Origin of the sequence: Maricaulis sp., assembly GCF_039978735.1 — a bacterium.
GTDB lineage: Bacteria > Pseudomonadota > Alphaproteobacteria > Caulobacterales > Maricaulaceae > Maricaulis.
Window position 1 is genome coordinate 1 of the sequence record NZ_JBDWAS010000006.1, and the last position, 15,020, is coordinate 15,020.

12 protein-coding genes are annotated in these 15,020 nt (G+C 64.8%); 2 read left to right on the plus strand and 10 right to left on the minus strand.

Features of this window, described 5'->3' with window-relative positions; all coding sequences use genetic code 11:
• Positions 1–639 precede the first annotated feature (639 nt).
• Complete coding sequence (locus ABJO18_RS01640) at positions 640–1,254, plus strand: hypothetical protein (RefSeq protein ID WP_348509299.1); 615 nt, start codon at positions 640–642, stop codon at positions 1,252–1,254.
• On the plus strand, positions 1,255–1,566 hold the full coding sequence (locus tag ABJO18_RS01645) for a transcriptional regulator (RefSeq protein ID WP_348509298.1): 312 nt from the start codon (positions 1,255–1,257) through the stop codon (positions 1,564–1,566). It begins immediately after the preceding gene.
• A gap of 6 nt (positions 1,567–1,572) precedes the next feature.
• On the opposite strand, the gene ABJO18_RS01650 is transcribed toward ABJO18_RS01645, so the two are convergent.
• The 10 genes from ABJO18_RS01650 to ABJO18_RS01695 form a co-directional block, all read right to left on the minus strand.
• Positions 1,573–2,103, minus strand: coding sequence for a GNAT family protein (locus ABJO18_RS01650; protein WP_348509297.1), 531 nt, complete (start codon positions 2,101–2,103; stop codon positions 1,573–1,575).
• 194 nt (positions 2,104–2,297) lie between these two features.
• The gene (lpdA, locus tag ABJO18_RS01655) at positions 2,298–3,701 is read right to left on the minus strand and encodes a dihydrolipoyl dehydrogenase (protein ID WP_348509296.1); all 1,404 of its coding nucleotides are present in this window, start codon (positions 3,699–3,701) and stop codon (positions 2,298–2,300) included.
• A 124-nt stretch (positions 3,702–3,825) separates the two neighbouring features.
• The gene (locus ABJO18_RS01660; RefSeq protein ID WP_348509295.1) at positions 3,826–4,260 is read right to left on the minus strand and encodes a hypothetical protein; all 435 of its coding nucleotides are present in this window, start codon (positions 4,258–4,260) and stop codon (positions 3,826–3,828) included.
• Between the two features lie 83 nt (positions 4,261–4,343).
• On the minus strand, positions 4,344–5,912 hold the full coding sequence (gene odhB / locus ABJO18_RS01665) for a 2-oxoglutarate dehydrogenase complex dihydrolipoyllysine-residue succinyltransferase (protein WP_348509294.1): 1,569 nt from the start codon (positions 5,910–5,912) through the stop codon (positions 4,344–4,346).
• Positions 5,913–5,950: 38 nt separating this feature from the next.
• The gene (locus tag ABJO18_RS01670; RefSeq protein ID WP_348515701.1) at positions 5,951–8,932 is read right to left on the minus strand and encodes a 2-oxoglutarate dehydrogenase E1 component; all 2,982 of its coding nucleotides are present in this window, start codon (positions 8,930–8,932) and stop codon (positions 5,951–5,953) included.
• Positions 8,933–9,304: 372 nt separating this feature from the next.
• Positions 9,305–10,213 carry a succinate--CoA ligase subunit alpha gene (sucD, locus tag ABJO18_RS01675; RefSeq protein ID WP_291882383.1) on the minus strand — a complete coding sequence of 303 codons (909 nt, stop codon included), beginning with the start codon at positions 10,211–10,213 and terminating at the stop codon, positions 9,305–9,307.
• Positions 10,213–11,412: an ADP-forming succinate--CoA ligase subunit beta gene (gene sucC / locus ABJO18_RS01680; protein WP_348506902.1), complete on the minus strand. Its 1,200-nt coding sequence runs from the start codon at positions 11,410–11,412 to the stop codon at positions 10,213–10,215. The genes sucD and sucC overlap by 1 nt, the downstream gene beginning before the upstream one ends.
• 105 nt (positions 11,413–11,517) lie before the next feature.
• Positions 11,518–12,819, minus strand: a complete 1,302-nt coding sequence (locus ABJO18_RS01685; protein WP_348506901.1) for a hypothetical protein — start codon at positions 12,817–12,819, stop codon at positions 11,518–11,520.
• 85 nt (positions 12,820–12,904) lie between these two features.
• Positions 12,905–14,314: a hypothetical protein gene (locus tag ABJO18_RS01690; protein WP_348506900.1), complete on the minus strand. Its 1,410-nt coding sequence runs from the start codon at positions 14,312–14,314 to the stop codon at positions 12,905–12,907.
• A gap of 275 nt (positions 14,315–14,589) precedes the next feature.
• Complete coding sequence (locus ABJO18_RS01695) at positions 14,590–15,018, minus strand: TQO small subunit DoxD (protein WP_348506899.1); 429 nt, start codon at positions 15,016–15,018, stop codon at positions 14,590–14,592.
• Between the last annotated feature and the right edge of the window lie 2 nt (positions 15,019–15,020).

Below are 15,020 nucleotides of genomic sequence, written 5' to 3' on the forward strand. Positions count from 1 at the left end.
CGGGGACACCGGCAAAAAGCTCGACCGGAGCGTGCCTGCAGGTTTCGAGACGGTCCCGCAAGGGATCCGGGTAAATCTCCGCGTGCGGGATGCCTCGGGCATCACCACCAAAGCTTCAAATCGGACACTCGATGTCCGCCGTGCATCCCGCACCCCTCTCATCGCTCCAGAGCGCAAGCCCGTGGAGGGTTTCGTGTTTCCTCATCTGCAAACACACACGATTTTTCCCGGAAGCGCGCAGCGCTGTCCGGGACCGACTGGACGCGGCTCACGCTTCACGCAGCAAGGTAGATCACGGATCTGCAGCCTGCCTGCGCAGGCTGAAGCCTGCGCCCGCGAAAGCGGGTGGCCGGGAAAAATGGAAGAGGTTGAAATGCGCACGTCCGCTTTCCCCGGACTTGTTCCGGGGCCTGCCGGCGTTTCACGTGCAGGCTCCACCAGGCCCCGGCACGGGGGCCGGGGGAAATGGAGCGAGGATGGGGAAGAAGAGAATCCGGGGCTGCGCCCGCGGAGACGCCGGGCAGATGCGGGACGTCACTCTCCCCGTTGGCCCACCCCGCCAGCTTGCCCCTTTCAACCTCCCTCTTGCATATCCCCTGAAATCCTGTACTTTGTTTTTCAAAGTTCTTGGAGAATGTCATGTCGAACGATACCGATCTTGCCTATCTGCGCTCTGTGGCCGAAGCCGGCCAGCAGGCGCCGTCCCTCGCCGGGCGGTTCTTCGTCTGGTGGGGCGGGCTCGCCGCGCCGGCGCTTCTGGCACACTGGTTCATCATCACCGGCCTGGCGGGGATCGAGCCGGATCTCGTGGGCTTTGTATGGATGGCCTACGGGCTGATCGGCATGACGGGCACTGCCCTTCTCGGCCGCAGCCTGCGCAACAAGCCCGGTACGGGCGCGGTGAACAATCGCGGCGAGAGCGCCGTGTGGAACGGGGTGATGTGGCTGGTCGCGGCCTATGCCATCGGCGCGGTCGTCGCGCTGGTGCTGGGACGGGGCGACATGATCCTGTTCGACACCATCCCGCTGGTCGCCTTCGGCGGCTATGGCGTCTCCTTCTGGGTGTCCGCCAGCCTGGGCGGACCGCGCTGGATGCGGCCGATGTCGGTCATCGCCTGGCTGGCCTGCGGCGGCGGTATGAGCCTGGCCGGTACGCCGGAACTCTACCTGTTCAGCGCCGCCGCAGTGGCAATCCTGGCCATCCTACCCGGCGTCATCCTGCTGCGCGGGGAACCGGCCGGCGAGGCGGCATAGATGGGCGCCGAATTCGACGCCTCCCGGATCGACGAGACGATCCATGGCCGCCTGCGCCTGGGCATCATGGCGCTGCTCTCGGCGGCCAGCAGCGCCACTTTCGCCGAGATCAAGCAGAAGACCGGTGCCAGTGACGGCAATCTCTCGGTCCATCTGAGAAAGCTGGAAGATGCGGGCTATGTGTCGGTCGAGAAAAGCTTTGTCGACCGCAAGCCCCAGACCCGCGCCGCTTTGACAGAGGCAGGCCGAAAGGCCTGGCTGGCCTATCTCGACGAGCTGCGCATGCTGCTCGGCGAAGCGCCTGAAAACTGAGGAAGATCAGGCAGCCAGCCGGCTGCGCTCATGGGTCCAGGCGATCACATCGCCCTCATGGCCCGCTTGCACGAAACCGGCCTTTTCCAGCACCCGGTGGGCGGCGTCGCGGTCATCCGGCGTGCGGGCCACCACCTGTTTCACCGCATCGTGGGAATAGGCCCACTGCAGGAGCGTGTTGACCGCCTCGGTCGCCAGGCCCTGTTCGCGCCAGGACGTCAGCATGGAATAGCCGATCTCCACCACACCGTCGGCGTCCGGCGCCCCCATGAAGCCACCGCTGCCTAGCAAGCGGTGCATGACGGGCGAGATGAAGACCCAGGCCCGCCAGCCGGTCTGCTCGGGGTGGGCATCCAGCGTCTCGCGCAGCCGGCGCATGGCTGTCTCGTCGGTCAGTTCCGGCGGCCAGGACGGCTCCGCCTCAACCTCAAGCGCGTCGAAGAAGGCCTGCCGGTCATCGAGCTGCAGGGCCGCCAGGCGCCGGTCCAGCGCGACCAGCCGCAGGCGCGGCGAAGCGATTTCGATCTGTGTCGTCATCAGCGCTTGGTCCATGTCCCGGCCTTGCGTCCGGACAGCCGCAGCTGCCGTCCGGAACGTCCATCCTGATTGTGCCCGAAACGGGGCCGCTTGTCCGCCGGAAATCCGGCCGGCGCCCGTATCTCACCCGCCGCCTGCGGCGCAGGCGAATCATGCAGAGTCTAGGCGGGCTTCACGTCGCCTTTGCGACAGTGTCAGGCCTGCATGGTCCAGCCTTCCACGCCCATCGCCGCCTGGCGGACCGCCTCGGTCAGGGTGGGGTGGGGATGGCAGGTGCGGGCGATATCTTCCGACGCCGCCTGGAATTCCATGGCGAGGCAGATCTCGGCAATCATCTCGCCGACATTGGCCCCGATCATGTGGGCCCCCAGGATTTCGTCGGTCTCGGCATCGGCCAGGATTTTCACGAAACCTTCTGTCTGATGATTGGTGCGCGCCCGGGAGTTGGCCTGGAAGGGGAATTTGCCCTTCTTGTACTTGCGGCCTTCCGCCTTGAGCTCTTCCTCGGTCTTGCCGACCGCGGCGATTTCCGGCGCCGTATAGACCACGCCCGGGATCACGCCATAATTCACATGCCCCGCCTTGCCGGCGATGCGTTCCGCGCAGGCCGTGCCTTCATCCTCAGCCTTGTGGGCCAGCATAGGACCGCTGGTGCAGTCGCCGATCACCCAGACATTCTCCGCCGACGTGCGGAAGTGGTCATTGGCGATCACGCCGCGCTTGTCGGTCTCGATACCGACATTTTCCAGACCCAGGCCTTCGGTGTAGGGACGGCGGCCGATGCAGACCAGAACCGTATCGGCTTCCAGCGTCTTGGCCTCGCCGCCTTCGGCCGGCTCGATCGTGACTTTCAGCGTGTCCGCGTCGGAAGCATCCACGCCGGTGACCTTGGTGGAAAGATGGAATTCCATGCCCTGCTTGGCGAAGGTGCGCTGGGCGTTCTTGGCCAGCTCGCCATCCATGCCGGGCAGGATGCGGTCGAGATATTCGACGACCGTCACTTCGGCGCCCAGGCGGCGCCAGACCGAGCCCAGTTCCAGGCCGATCACGCCGGCACCGATCAGCACCAGCTTGCCGGGGACTTTCTCCAGCGACAGCGCACCGGTGGACGACACGACCCGCTTCTCGTCGATCTCGACACCCGGCAGCGGCGTCACCTCGGAGCCGGTCGCGATCACAATGTGCTTGGTGTCGAGCGTCTGCTTGCCATCCTCGCTCTCCACTTCGACCTTGCCCGCACCGGCGATGCGGCCCTTGCCGACGAGATAATCGACCTTGTTCTTTTTCATCAGGAATTCGATGCCCTTGGTCAGGCCATCGACAGCCTCGTCCTTCTGCTTGAGCATTTGCGGCAGATCGAGTTCCAGACCGCCGGTCTTGATGCCCAGGCCGGCAAATTCCTTGTCCGCCGCCTCATACAGCTCGGACGCGTGCAGCAGGGCTTTCGAGGGGATGCAGCCGACATTCAGGCAGGTGCCGCCGAGGCGGCCGCGCTTCTCCACGATGGCCACCTTGAGGCCCAGCTGGCCGGCACGGATGGCGCAGTTATAGCCACCGGGGCCACCCCCGATGATCACGACGTCGTAGGGTTCGGACATGGTCGCCTCGCAAGAGCTGGAATGATCGGTCGGACTTGCAGCCTATATGCCCATGATCGTGCGCAAAAGTAAGGCCCGATCTGCCCCGATTGGCAGCTTCGCGCGCAAGGCAGGCATGCATGGATCAGTCGGAATCGCGCGTGAAGGCGGAACCGGCCAGGACCAGAACGGCGATGACGGTCAGATCGAAAGCGTTGAGCCCCCATTCCACCAGATTGGCGCTGCCGGAATAGGCACGGTCCATACCCGGCTGCTGGAACCAGTAGAGCGAGAGGAGGAAGTCGACCGTGAAGCCGATCGCATAGACGGGCAGAGCCAGCCAGGAGCGCAGGAGAAGCATGAGCGCCGCAAGCGCGTACGCACCGACAAACCCGCCCCACACCAGGAAGTACCACAGCGGAAAACTTCGCAGCATCGCCGCCACGTGCTCGTCGATGTCGAAAGGGCCGTCTCCGCTGAGCCGGTAGGCCGTCGTGCCGCTGAACAGCAGCACCGCATAGCTGACCCGAAGAACGACCAGCCCCTTGAACACGGTCGAGAACGCAGTGGTTGCACGCATGGAAAACTCCCGCCGGAAGGCTTAACCCAATCCGGCGGGAGCTCTAGGAATAAAGAAATTTCGCCTGTGAAGACCTTGCTGACCTAGAGGTCGAACAGCATGCGCTGCGGGTCTTCCAGGTTTTCCTTGACGCGGACGAGGAAGGTCACCGCTTCCTTGCCGTCGACGATGCGGTGATCATAGCTCAGCGCCAGATACATCATCGGCTTGATCACGACCTGGCCGTTCTCGGCGACCGGGCGTTCCTGGATCTTGTGCATGCCCAGAATGCCCGATTGCGGGGCGTTGAGGATCGGCATCGACATCAGCGAACCGTAGACACCGCCATTGGAGAGCGTGAAGGTCGCGCCCTGCATCTCCTCGATCGAGAGCTTGCCGTCGCGGGCGCGCTTGCCCAGACGGATGATTTCCTTTTCGATCTCGGCCAGCGACATCTGGTCGGCATCGCGCACGACCGGCACGACGAGGCCCCGTTCGGTGCCGACCGCCACGCCCATGTCGTAATAGTTCTTGTAGATGATGTCGGTGCCGTCGATCTCGGCATTGACCGCCGGGATTTCCTTCAGCGCGTTGACGCAGGCCTTGATGAAGAAGCTCATGAAGCCGAGCTTCACGTCGTGCTTGGCGACGAAGGCGTCCTGGTGGGCCTTGCGCGCGGCCATGATGGCCGACATGTCGGCCTCGTTATAGGTGGTCAGGATCGCCGCCGAGTTCTGGGCGTCCTTGAGGCGTTTCGCGATCGTCTGGCGCAGGCGGGTCATGCGCACGCGCTCCTCACGCGGACCGGTTTCGCGCGGCGCGGCAGACGGGGCCGGAGCCGACGGCGCCGGAGCCGGGGCCGAGGTCGAGGCCTTGCTGGCGGCTTCCGCAGCCTTCAGCGCGTCGCCCTTGGTGATACGGCCATCCTTGCCGGAGCCCTCGATGGAACCGGCATCCAGCTTGTTCTCCTCGATCACGCGCGAGGCCGACGGCATGGCCTTCTTGTCGCCGCCCGAGGCGGTTTCAGCCTTGCTGTCGTCCTGGCTGTCCGAAGAGGCCGATGCCGAGCCGCCGGCACCTTCGGCGATCTTCGCGACCGCATCGCCCGGAGACACGGTATCGCCCTCGCCGACCAGGAGTTCGGCAACCTTGCCGGCCACCGGCGACGGCACTTCGACGGCCACCTTGTCGGTCTCGATCTCGACCAGCGCCTGATCGATCTCGACCGTATCGCCAACCTTCACCAGCCAGGAACCGATCGTGCCCTCGGTGACGCTTTCGCCCATTTGCGGCACGGTCGCCTCGACCGTATCGCCGCCCTTGCTGCCCCCGGCAGGCTTGTCGACGGACTTCGATGCCTTCTTGCCCTCATCGGACTTGGCCGGCTTCTCGTCAGACTTGCCGCTGTCCTTGTCGCCGCCCTTGCTGGCGCCCTTGCCACCGGCATCGAGCACGCCCAGCTTGGCGCCGATCTCGACCGTATCGCCTTCCTGAGCGGAAATTTCGCCCATAACGCCATCTTCCTCGGCGCGGACCTCGACGGCGACCTTGTCGGTTTCCAGCTCGACCAGGACATCGTCCTTGGAGACGGCATCGCCGGTCTTCACCTGCCAGCTGCCCACCGTGGCTTCGGTGACACTCTCGCCGAGCTGCGGAACGGTGATATCGGTCATGTCGGTTCTTCCTCTGTCAAAGAGAATGATCGCGCGCCCTAGGCGAGGGCTTCGTCGACCAGAGCTTCCTGTTGCTGCTTGTGCTTGGCGGCGATGCCGGTCGCCGTCGAGGCGGTCGGCGCGCGGCCGACATAGCGCGGCCGCTCCGCCTTGCCCTCGATCTTGCCGAGGACGTATTCGATATTGGGCTCGACGAAGGTCCAGTAGCCCATATTGCGCGGCTCTTCCTGGCACCAGACAACTTCGGCGTTCGGGAAACGCGCCAGCTCGGCCATCGCCGCCTTGTACGGGAAGGGATAGAGCTGCTCCACCCGCATCAGGTAGATGTCGTCGATGCCGCGGTCCTCACGGGTTTCCAGAAGGTCGTAATAGACCTTGCCCGTGCACATCACGACGCGGCGGATCTTCTCGTCGGCCTGCAGCTTGATCGAGGTCTGGCGGATTTCGCCTTCCGGCCGCTTCTCGTCGGCATCGTCCCACAAGACGCGGTGGAAGGAGGAACCCGGCCCCATCGCGGCGAGCGTCGAGACGCAGCGCTTGTGACGCAGAAGGCTCTTCGGCGTCATGATCACCAGCGGCGAGCGGAAATTGCGGTGGATCTGTCGGCGCAGGATGTGGAAATAATTGGCCGGCGTCGAGCAGTTGGCGACCTGCATATTGTCTTCCGCGCACAGCTGCAGGAAGCGCTCGGGGCGCGCCGAGGAGTGCTCGGGACCCTGGCCCTCATAGCCGTGCGGCAGCAGCATCACCAGGCCGGACATGCGCAGCCATTTGCGCTCACCGGACGAGATGAACTGGTCGATGATCACCTGGGCGCCGTTCACGAAATCGCCGAACTGGGCTTCCCACATCACCAGCGTGTTCGGTGCCGAGAGCGAGTAGCCGTATTCGAAACCCAGCACCGCCTCTTCAGACAGCATGCTATCGATGACTTCGTACTTCTTCTGCTCGGGCGCCAGATTGTTCAGCGGCGTGTAACGCTCGGCCGTTTCCTGGTCGATGATGTGCGAGTGACGCTGGGAGAAGGTGCCACGGCCGCAATCCTGGCCGGACAGGCGCACCGGGAAGCCCTCGGTCAGCAGCGTGCCGAAAGCCAGATGCTCGGCCGTCGCCCAGTCGATCCCCTCACCCTGCTCGATCGCCTCGCGCCGGCCATTGATGACCCGTTTCAGCGTGCGGTGGATGTTGATGTCGTTCGGGATGCGGGTCATTGCCTCGCCGACCGCCTTCAGGCGCTCGATCGTGGCCGAGGTCTCGCCGCGGCGCTCGTCATCCTCGGGCAGGCCCAGGCCCGACCAGCGGCCGTCCAGCCAGTCGGCCTTTTTCGGCTCGAATTCCTTGCCGGCGTTGAACTCGTTTTCCAGGAAGGTGTCGAACTCGTTCTCGATCGCCTCGGCCTCTGCCGCGGTGAGAACGCCCTCTTCCATCAGCCGGTCCTGGTACTTCTTCCGCACCGGCGGCATGTCCTTGATGATGCGGTACATGATCGGCTGGGTGAAGGTCGGATCGTCGCCCTCATTATGGCCGTAGCGGCGGTAGCAGATCATGTCGATCACCACGTCCTTGCCGAACAGCTGGCGGTATTCCGTGGCGATCTTGGTGGCGTGGGTGACGGCTTCGGGATCGTCGCCATTCACGTGGAAGATCGGCGCCTGGACCATCAGGGCCACGTCGGACGGGTAAGGGCTCGACCGGCTGTCCTTCGGGTCGGTGGTGAAACCGATCTGGTTGTTGACGATGAAGTGGATCGCGCCGCCCGTGCGGTGGCCGCGCAGGCCGGAGAGGCCGAAGCACTCGGCCACCATGCCCTGGCCGGCAAACGCCGCATCGCCGTGCAGCAGCAGCGGCAGCACTGTGGAGCGCGGGGTGCCCGGGGCCTTGCGGCAATTCTCTTCCTGCTTGGCGCGGGCCTTGCCCAGCACGACCGGATCGACCGCCTCGAGGTGAGACGGGTTGGCGGTGAGCGACAGGTGCACCTTGTTGCCGTCGAACTCGCGGTCCGAGGAGGCGCCGAGATGGTATTTCACGTCGCCGGAGCCGAACTCTTCCTCGCCCTGGGTATTGCCGCCCTGGAATTCATGGAAGATCTGGTGATAGGGCTTGCCCATCACGGCGGCCAGGATGTTCAGGCGGCCGCGGTGCGGCATGCCGATGATGATGTCCTCGACACCCATCGCGCCGCCGCGCTTGATGATCTGTTCCAGCGCCGGAACCATCGCCTCGCCGCCATCGGCGCCGAAGCGCTTGGTGCCCGGATAGCGCTTGTGCAGGAATTGCTCGAAGCGCTCGGTCTCGATCAGCTTGGACAGGATCGCCACCTTGCCCTCGGGCGTGAAGGTGATGTCCTTGTCCGGCCCTTCGAAACGGGCCTGCAGCCAGGCTTTCTCTTCCGGGTTGGAGATGTGCATGAACTCGACGCCGATCGGGCCGCAATAGGTGCGCTTGAGGATGTCGAGCATCTGGCGCGGCGTGGCGGTCTCGAGGCCGAGATAGCCGTCGATGAAGACTTCCTCGTCCAGCGCCGCCCCGGTAAAGCCGTAGGTCGCCGGATCCAGCTCGGCCTGGTAGCCGAAATCCGTCAGCCCCAGCGGGTCGAGATCGGCCGCCAGATGGCCGCGCATGCGATAGGCGCGGATCATCATGATGGCGCGGATGGAATTCTGGGTCGCGCGGCGCACTTCCGCCGGATCGGCGCCCGGGCTGGCCGCAGCAACATGCTCGGCGACCCGGTCGACCATCGCCGCCTCGTCCGGACCGATATCGCCCAGCGCCGAGACCAGGTCGCCATTGGCCGCCTTCGGCCAGCCGGGCCGTTTCCACGCCGGACCGCGCGCCGCATGGCTCGCATCGGCCGGGGCATCGCCCATGGCGTCGAAGAAGGCTTTCCAGCTCGGCGGCACCGAGCTCGGATCCTTGGCATAGGCGGCGGCCATCTGTTCGAGATAGACGGCGTTGGCGCCCTGCAGGAATGACGTGTCCAGGAAGGACTGGTTTTCGGGGGATCGGCTTTGGTCAGACATTGGGGGGATGGCCTGAGTCAGGAGTGTGTCTGTATGCGTCGCTACACAAGGACGGTTAAGCAATCATCTAGGCCGGATGTCCAACGAACAGTACCGTTTTCCCCCGGTCTGCTGACAACTTGGTGACAGTGGAGATTGCAGGGACGAGCCGGCAGCCCCTTCTCCCAGGGGAGACGGTGCCCGAAGGGCGGATGAGGGGTAAAGCCCCGGTGCCGGCGCGTGATCGCCGGACGCAGCGTCTTTCCCCCCTCCCTCGATCCCCCTCCCAAGGGAGAGGGAGGCATGCCTCAAGGCAAAACATCAGCGCATACGAAAAACCGCGCCCCGGAGACCCGGAGCGCGGCTTGTTTTCGGTGTCGTTGCCGAGAGGGTCTAGCCCTTCAGCAGCTCCGCCAGCGTGGTGCCGAGACGGGCCGGGGACGGGGAGACCTTGATGCCGGCCGCTTCCATGGCCGCGATCTTGTCTTCCGCGCCGCCCTTGCCGCCGGAGACGATGGCGCCGGCATGGCCCATCGTGCGGCCCGGAGGCGCCGTGCGGCCGGCGATGAAGCCGACGGTCGGCTTCTTGCGGCCCTTCTTGGCTTCGTCGGCCAGGAATTGCGCAGCGTCTTCCTCGGCAGAACCGCCGATCTCGCCGATCATGATGATCGACTGGGTCTCGTCGTCGGCGAGGAATTTCTCCAGCACGTCGATGAATTCGGTACCCTTCACCGGGTCGCCGCCAATGCCGACCGCCGTGGTCTGGCCAAGGCCGACCTGGGAGGTCTGGAACACGGCTTCATAGGTCAGCGTGCCCGAACGCGAGACGACGCCCACCGAGCCCTTCTTGAAGATCTGGCCCGGCATGATGCCGATCTTGCACTCTTCCGGCGTCAGGATGCCCGGGCAGTTCGGGCCCAGCAGCATCGACTTGGACTTGTCCAGCTTCGCCTTGACCTTGACCATGTCCATCACCGGAATGCCTTCGGTGATGCAGACGATGAACGGGATTTCCGCATCGATCGCCTCGATGATCGCGGCACCGGCACCGGCCGGCGGCACATAGATCACGGACGCGTCGGCGCCGGTGGCTTCCTTGGCCTCGCCCACAGTGGCGAAGATCGGCAGTTCGGCGGAGGCATCGAGACCCGAGGTCCAGCTTTCACCGCCCTTCTTCGGGTGCACGCCGGCGACCATCTGCGTGCCGTAGTATTGCAGCGCCTGTTCGGTGTGGAAGGTGCCCGTCTTGCCGGTGAGGCCCTGGACGATGACCTTGGTGTTCTTATCGACGATGATCGACATTATTCGGCCTCCTTCACGGCGGCGACAATCTTCTGGGCGGCGTCGTCGAGATCGTCGGCGGCGATCACGTTGAGACCGCTTTCATTAATGATCTGCTTGCCTTTTTCGACATTCGTGCCTTCCAGGCGCACGACCAGCGGCACCTGCAGGCCCACGTCCTTGACGGCCGCAACCACGCCTTCCGCGATCACGTCGCAGCGCATGATGCCGCCGAAGATGTTGACCAGGATGCCCTTCACATTCTTGTCGGCGGTGATGATCTTGAAGGCCGCGGTGACCTTCTCCTTGGAGGCGCCGCCCCCGACATCGAGGAAGTTCGCCGGCTCGGCACCGTAGAGCTTGATGATGTCCATCGTCGCCATGGCCAGGCCCGCGCCGTTGACCATGCAGCCGATATTGCCGTCCAGCGCCACATAGGCGAGGTCGTATTTGGAGGCTTCGATTTCCTTGGCATCCTCTTCGGTGGTGTCGCGCAGTTCCATGATGTCGTCATGGCGGAACAGCGCATTGCCGTCGAAGGAGACCTTGGCGTCGAGCACGCGCAGGTGATGGTTTTCCATCACGATCAGCGGGTTGATCTCCAGCAGCGACATGTCCTTCTCGGTGAAGGCCTTGTAGAGCGTCGGGGCCAGCTCCATCATGTCGTCGCGGGCGACGTCATGCAGGTCCAGCGCCTCGGCGATCTTTACCGCATCGCCCTGGGTGACGCCGTATTCCGGATCGATGTCGATCGTGTGGATCTTTTCCGGCGTGTCGTGCGCGACCTGCTCGATATCCATGCCGCCCTCGGTGGACACCACAAAGGCGACCTTGCCGGTCTCGCGGTTCACCAGCAGCGAGCAGTACAGCTCGCGGGCGATGTCGGCACCGTCCTCGATATAGAGGCGGTTGACCTGCTTGCCCTCGGGGCCCGTCTGGTGCGTCACCAGCGTATTGCCGAGCATTTCCTTGGCGTGGGCGATCACCTCGTCCTTGGAAAAGGCCAGGCGCACACCGCCTTTGGCGTCGGGACCAAGTTCCTTGAACTTGCCCTTGCCGCGACCGCCGGCATGGATCTGCGACTTCACCACCCAGAGCGGTCCGGGCAGCTTGTCGGCCGCAGCCGCGGCCTCGTCGGCGGAGAAGATGGCAACGCCCTCGGCAACCGGTGCGCCGAAGGTCTTCAGGACGGCTTTCGCCTGATGTTCATGAATATTCATAGATGGGGCCTCGCGGGAGGATAAAAGCGAAGAAATGGCCAGACAGGACCCGCCTTATAACACTGGCCCGGCCAAGCGCAACGCATTCGCCTGCGCCGCGCCGGGCTAGGCCGGACGGCGGTCCGGACTGTCGGCGTTTTCGACGATCCGGACCAGCGGCAGGGCCATGGGCGAGCGGGGCAGTTCGGCGTCCAGCGCGATCGCGGCGCCGGAGAAATACCGCACGCCCGCAGCAATCGCGACCTGCAGGAAACCCGCGTTTTCGACTTCGGCCAGCGCCGTTTCCGCCTTCATGGCCTGGGCCGAGGCGGTCCAGTCGGTCAGCGCGGCCACCTGTGCATCATCGGGTCCGCCCTCATTGATGCGCGACGGCGTATCCGCATCGAACACGCCGACCCCGCAACCCTCGAAGCGCTGCAGATCGATATCGCCGAAGGGCAGTTTGACCATCAGCTCGGCGGCCAGCGGTTTCAGCGAGCGGAAGATTTCCTGGGTGCGGCCGATCGGCGCGCCGGGCGGCACGCCCTCGATCCGCAGCCGGAAAAAGCGGCGCATCGGTTCAGGAACCGACTGCAGCACGCCGATATAGTCCAGACGCCGCGACACCGTCACCAGCGTGGCGTGGTGCACCGGGACCACCACGGCGCAGGGACCGCCGGCCGCACAGGCCTTCTGGAAACCGCGCTGGGCGGCGCGGGCGACGGCCATGTCCAGCATGTGATGCAATTCCGGCTCGTCGCGCCCCATCAACGTGTCGCGGCCGTAGACCGCAAACCCGTTCACCACCCGGCGGGCGATGCAGACATTGTGGATAAGCGCGCCGCGCCTCGCATCCCAGACCGGTCGGAAGACGATACTGTCCCAGGGCAGCCCGCCGGCGGCCGAAGGCGCGGGCCGGACGGTTTTGCCGCTGGACTTCTTCGAACCCGCCTCGACGGCCTGCCAGCGCGGCGCCGCCTCTCGCACCGCCTCAGTCTTGTCCTCTGACGCCGGCTCGGCAGCCGCCCGGGACTCTTCCTGCGCCTGGGCGACTATTTCCAGCAGTTCGGCTGTGGTCACGCTGCGCGCATCGGCGACCAGCTCCATCATTTCCAGCCGCCTGTCGCCCAGGAAGAAGCGCTCCAGCTCGGCAGCAATGCCGGTGACGCGAGCTTCGGCCGCATCCGGATCGAGGATCGCAAACACGATCATGAAACCGCCGCGGCAACGGATCACCACATCGGCCGCATCGATACGCTTCTCGATGAAGTGGGCCGCGACCTCGTAGATCTTGTCGCGCAGGCGCGGCCAGTCCTCGCCGGCCTCCTCGCGAACCCGGTCGAGATTGAGGAAGCGGAACTGGCCCATATCGACGGAACTGCGCCCTGCCAGCACGCTCTTCAGCTTGTTCTTGAGTTCCGGCGACATGGCAGCGCTTCCCCGGGGACCCGATCCCGTGCCGAAAGGCTAGTCTGCAAGGTCTTGCCAATCGGTAAGCCGGCCGTGCCCCGCGTCAGGCCGCGTCGCTGGCCCGGTCGCGCAGATCGTCGAGCAGGCAGGGCTGCAACGGCACCGGCAGGGTCGAAGCCTCGCCGACCGCATCGCCGATGAACACCTGGAAGCCGGCATTCAGACCGGCGTCGAGCTGTTCGAAGGTCGCCACATTGGTCAGACAGCCGCGAGCACCGAAACGCTCGATCGACATCGCCTCGGCGGTCAGCTGCTTGAGCACGTTTTCCTTGATGTGCCCGGTCGCATCCGGCGCCGGCAGCTCGGAGGAGAACAGGGTAATGCCGCAATTCTCGAACCGGCTGAGCTGGATGGTCCCGACAGGGATCTTGGCGAGGATGTTCGAGCCGAAGCAGCGCATGGCGCGGAACAATTCCTCCATCTGCCCCTGGGGCGCCCCGTCGGGAATGTTGTCCACCCGCAGGTAGAAATACTTGCGCACTTTCTGGGGCATGCATTGCAGGATGGAGAAATAGCGCACCCGGTCGGACGGACCGATGATCGTGTCGTAATTGACAGGGATGGCGATGGCGCATTTCATCCCCTCGGCATAACGCCGCATGAAGCCGCGCTGGGCGGCGATGGCGACGGAATGGTCGAGCAGCCGGTGCAGGTCCGGCGCCGCATTGCCCAGCAGCGTTTCACGCCCGAACAGCATGCGGCCGTGATGTTTGCGGCGGGCCAGGCAGAAGTTGGCGGTGATATAGCCGAAGCGCACATCCCAGGACGGCATGAAGACGATATCGTCCCAGGTCTTGTCGAGATCGGAGAAGAGATCGGCGGTCGAGTGCGACCACCGCTCGGTGGCGACATCGAAATCGGCGGGATCGGCCCCGGACAGGGCCAGAATCGAGTCATCCGGAGCGTCTCCGTCGAGCCCGGCCAGATCGCCGCGCCATCGACCGGTCGATGAAGTCACCGCGGTCCCGGCAGACTTGTCGTGCTTGAGCGCCTGCCAGTGACCGACACTCTTCGATGTCTTTGCCTCCTTGCGGACCGGCTTGCGGCGAGCGTCGGCGGCGGCCTGTCTATCCTCGGCCGCGCCGGCTGCGACCATGTCCGCCAGCTCGGCCATCGAAACGGTCTGGCTTTTCGACGAGATTTCCAGGCGCTGCAGGATGCGGTCGCCCAGGAAGAAGCAGTTCAGCTCCTGCGAGATCGCTTCGGTGTGGGCGACCGCATCGGCACCGGCATAATCGGCAAAGATGAGAATGAAACCGCCCTGGCAACGCACCATGACATCGTTCGGCCCGAGCCGTTTCTCGATGAAGTGCGCGGCGGCACCGTAGATCTTGTCGCGTAGACTGTCCCATTGTTCGGCGGCTTCGGCGCGAACCAGATCGAGATTGATCCACTGGAAATGCCCGATATCGACCGAAGCACGCCCGGCGAGCGCGGTCTTCAGGCGTTTCATCGTTTCAACATCCATGGCGGCGACCTGTCCTGTGGTTCTCCCAAGGCTCGAAAGAGCGGTACGGAAACATCCCGATTCTAGCCAGGATGCTTCACGAAACGCCGAAGGATTTCCGGGACCTTTGATTCAAATGCAGAACAAGCCTTAACGGGGACTGGGTTAGCCGGTGTTTACTGCACACCCCGCACGCATAAGTTATGAATACGCGCCGCTTCAGCAGAAGCGGGGACCGGTCTGCTGTTCGAAAACGCGTCCCCGTCTCAGGCGCCCCGGCTCTAGCGTGTCGTCGCCACGATGGCCCCGTCCACCGACAGGGCGCCGCCGCCCCGGGCAAACAGGTAGAAGGCCGCCGCCGCAAAAACGGCCGTCGCCGGCCAGGCCTCAGGCGCAATCCAGGCCGCATAGACGCCGGCAGCGGCCAGCAGAACCAGTCCCGCCAGGCGCGTCAGGAAGCCGATCAGCAGCAGGCCGGCGCAGATCTGCGTCCCCCAGACGGCGATCTGTGCCAGATGCGCCGCGGAGATCATGGGAACCGACCAGATTTCGGCGGCATGGATCAGGGCCGGATCGACCCCGGGCCAGGCGGCCGCATGTGCCCGCCCCCACAGCCACAGGCCCGGCACCAGCGCCAGGCGCAAGAGACCGCCGACCAGCCAGTCGGGCATGAAGCGTTCCGCATTGGCGGTTCCGCCGGCGCTGTCCATCT

What these genes read in the sequence shown, in the direction of transcription:
- ABJO18_RS01685 (WP_348506901.1), bottom strand. Translation starts at nt 12,819, where the DNA reads ATGTCGCCGGAACTCAAGAACAAGCTGAAGAGCGTGCTGGCAGGGCGC.
- ABJO18_RS01660 (WP_348509295.1), bottom strand. Translation starts at nt 4,260, where the DNA reads ATGCGTGCAACCACTGCGTTCTCGACCGTGTTCAAGGGGCTGGTCGTT.
- sucC (WP_348506902.1), bottom strand. Translation starts at nt 11,412, where the DNA reads ATGAATATTCATGAACATCAGGCGAAAGCCGTCCTGAAGACCTTCGGC.
- sucD (WP_291882383.1), bottom strand. Translation starts at nt 10,213, where the DNA reads ATGTCGATCATCGTCGATAAGAACACCAAGGTCATCGTCCAGGGCCTC.
- lpdA (WP_348509296.1), bottom strand. Translation starts at nt 3,701, where the DNA reads ATGTCCGAACCCTACGACGTCGTGATCATCGGGGGTGGCCCCGGTGGC.
- ABJO18_RS01640 (WP_348509299.1), top strand. Translation starts at nt 640, where the DNA reads ATGTCGAACGATACCGATCTTGCCTATCTGCGCTCTGTGGCCGAAGCC.
- ABJO18_RS01695 (WP_348506899.1), bottom strand. Translation starts at nt 15,018, where the DNA reads ATGGACAGCGCCGGCGGAACCGCCAATGCGGAACGCTTCATGCCCGAC.
- odhB (WP_348509294.1), bottom strand. Translation starts at nt 5,912, where the DNA reads ATGACCGATATCACCGTTCCGCAGCTCGGCGAGAGTGTCACCGAAGCC.
- ABJO18_RS01670 (WP_348515701.1), bottom strand. Translation starts at nt 8,932, where the DNA reads ATGTCTGACCAAAGCCGATCCCCCGAAAACCAGTCCTTCCTGGACACG.
- ABJO18_RS01690 (WP_348506900.1), bottom strand. Translation starts at nt 14,314, where the DNA reads ATGAAACGCCTGAAGACCGCGCTCGCCGGGCGTGCTTCGGTCGATATC.
- ABJO18_RS01645 (WP_348509298.1), top strand. Translation starts at nt 1,255, where the DNA reads ATGGGCGCCGAATTCGACGCCTCCCGGATCGACGAGACGATCCATGGC.
- ABJO18_RS01650 (WP_348509297.1), bottom strand. Translation starts at nt 2,103, where the DNA reads ATGACGACACAGATCGAAATCGCTTCGCCGCGCCTGCGGCTGGTCGCG.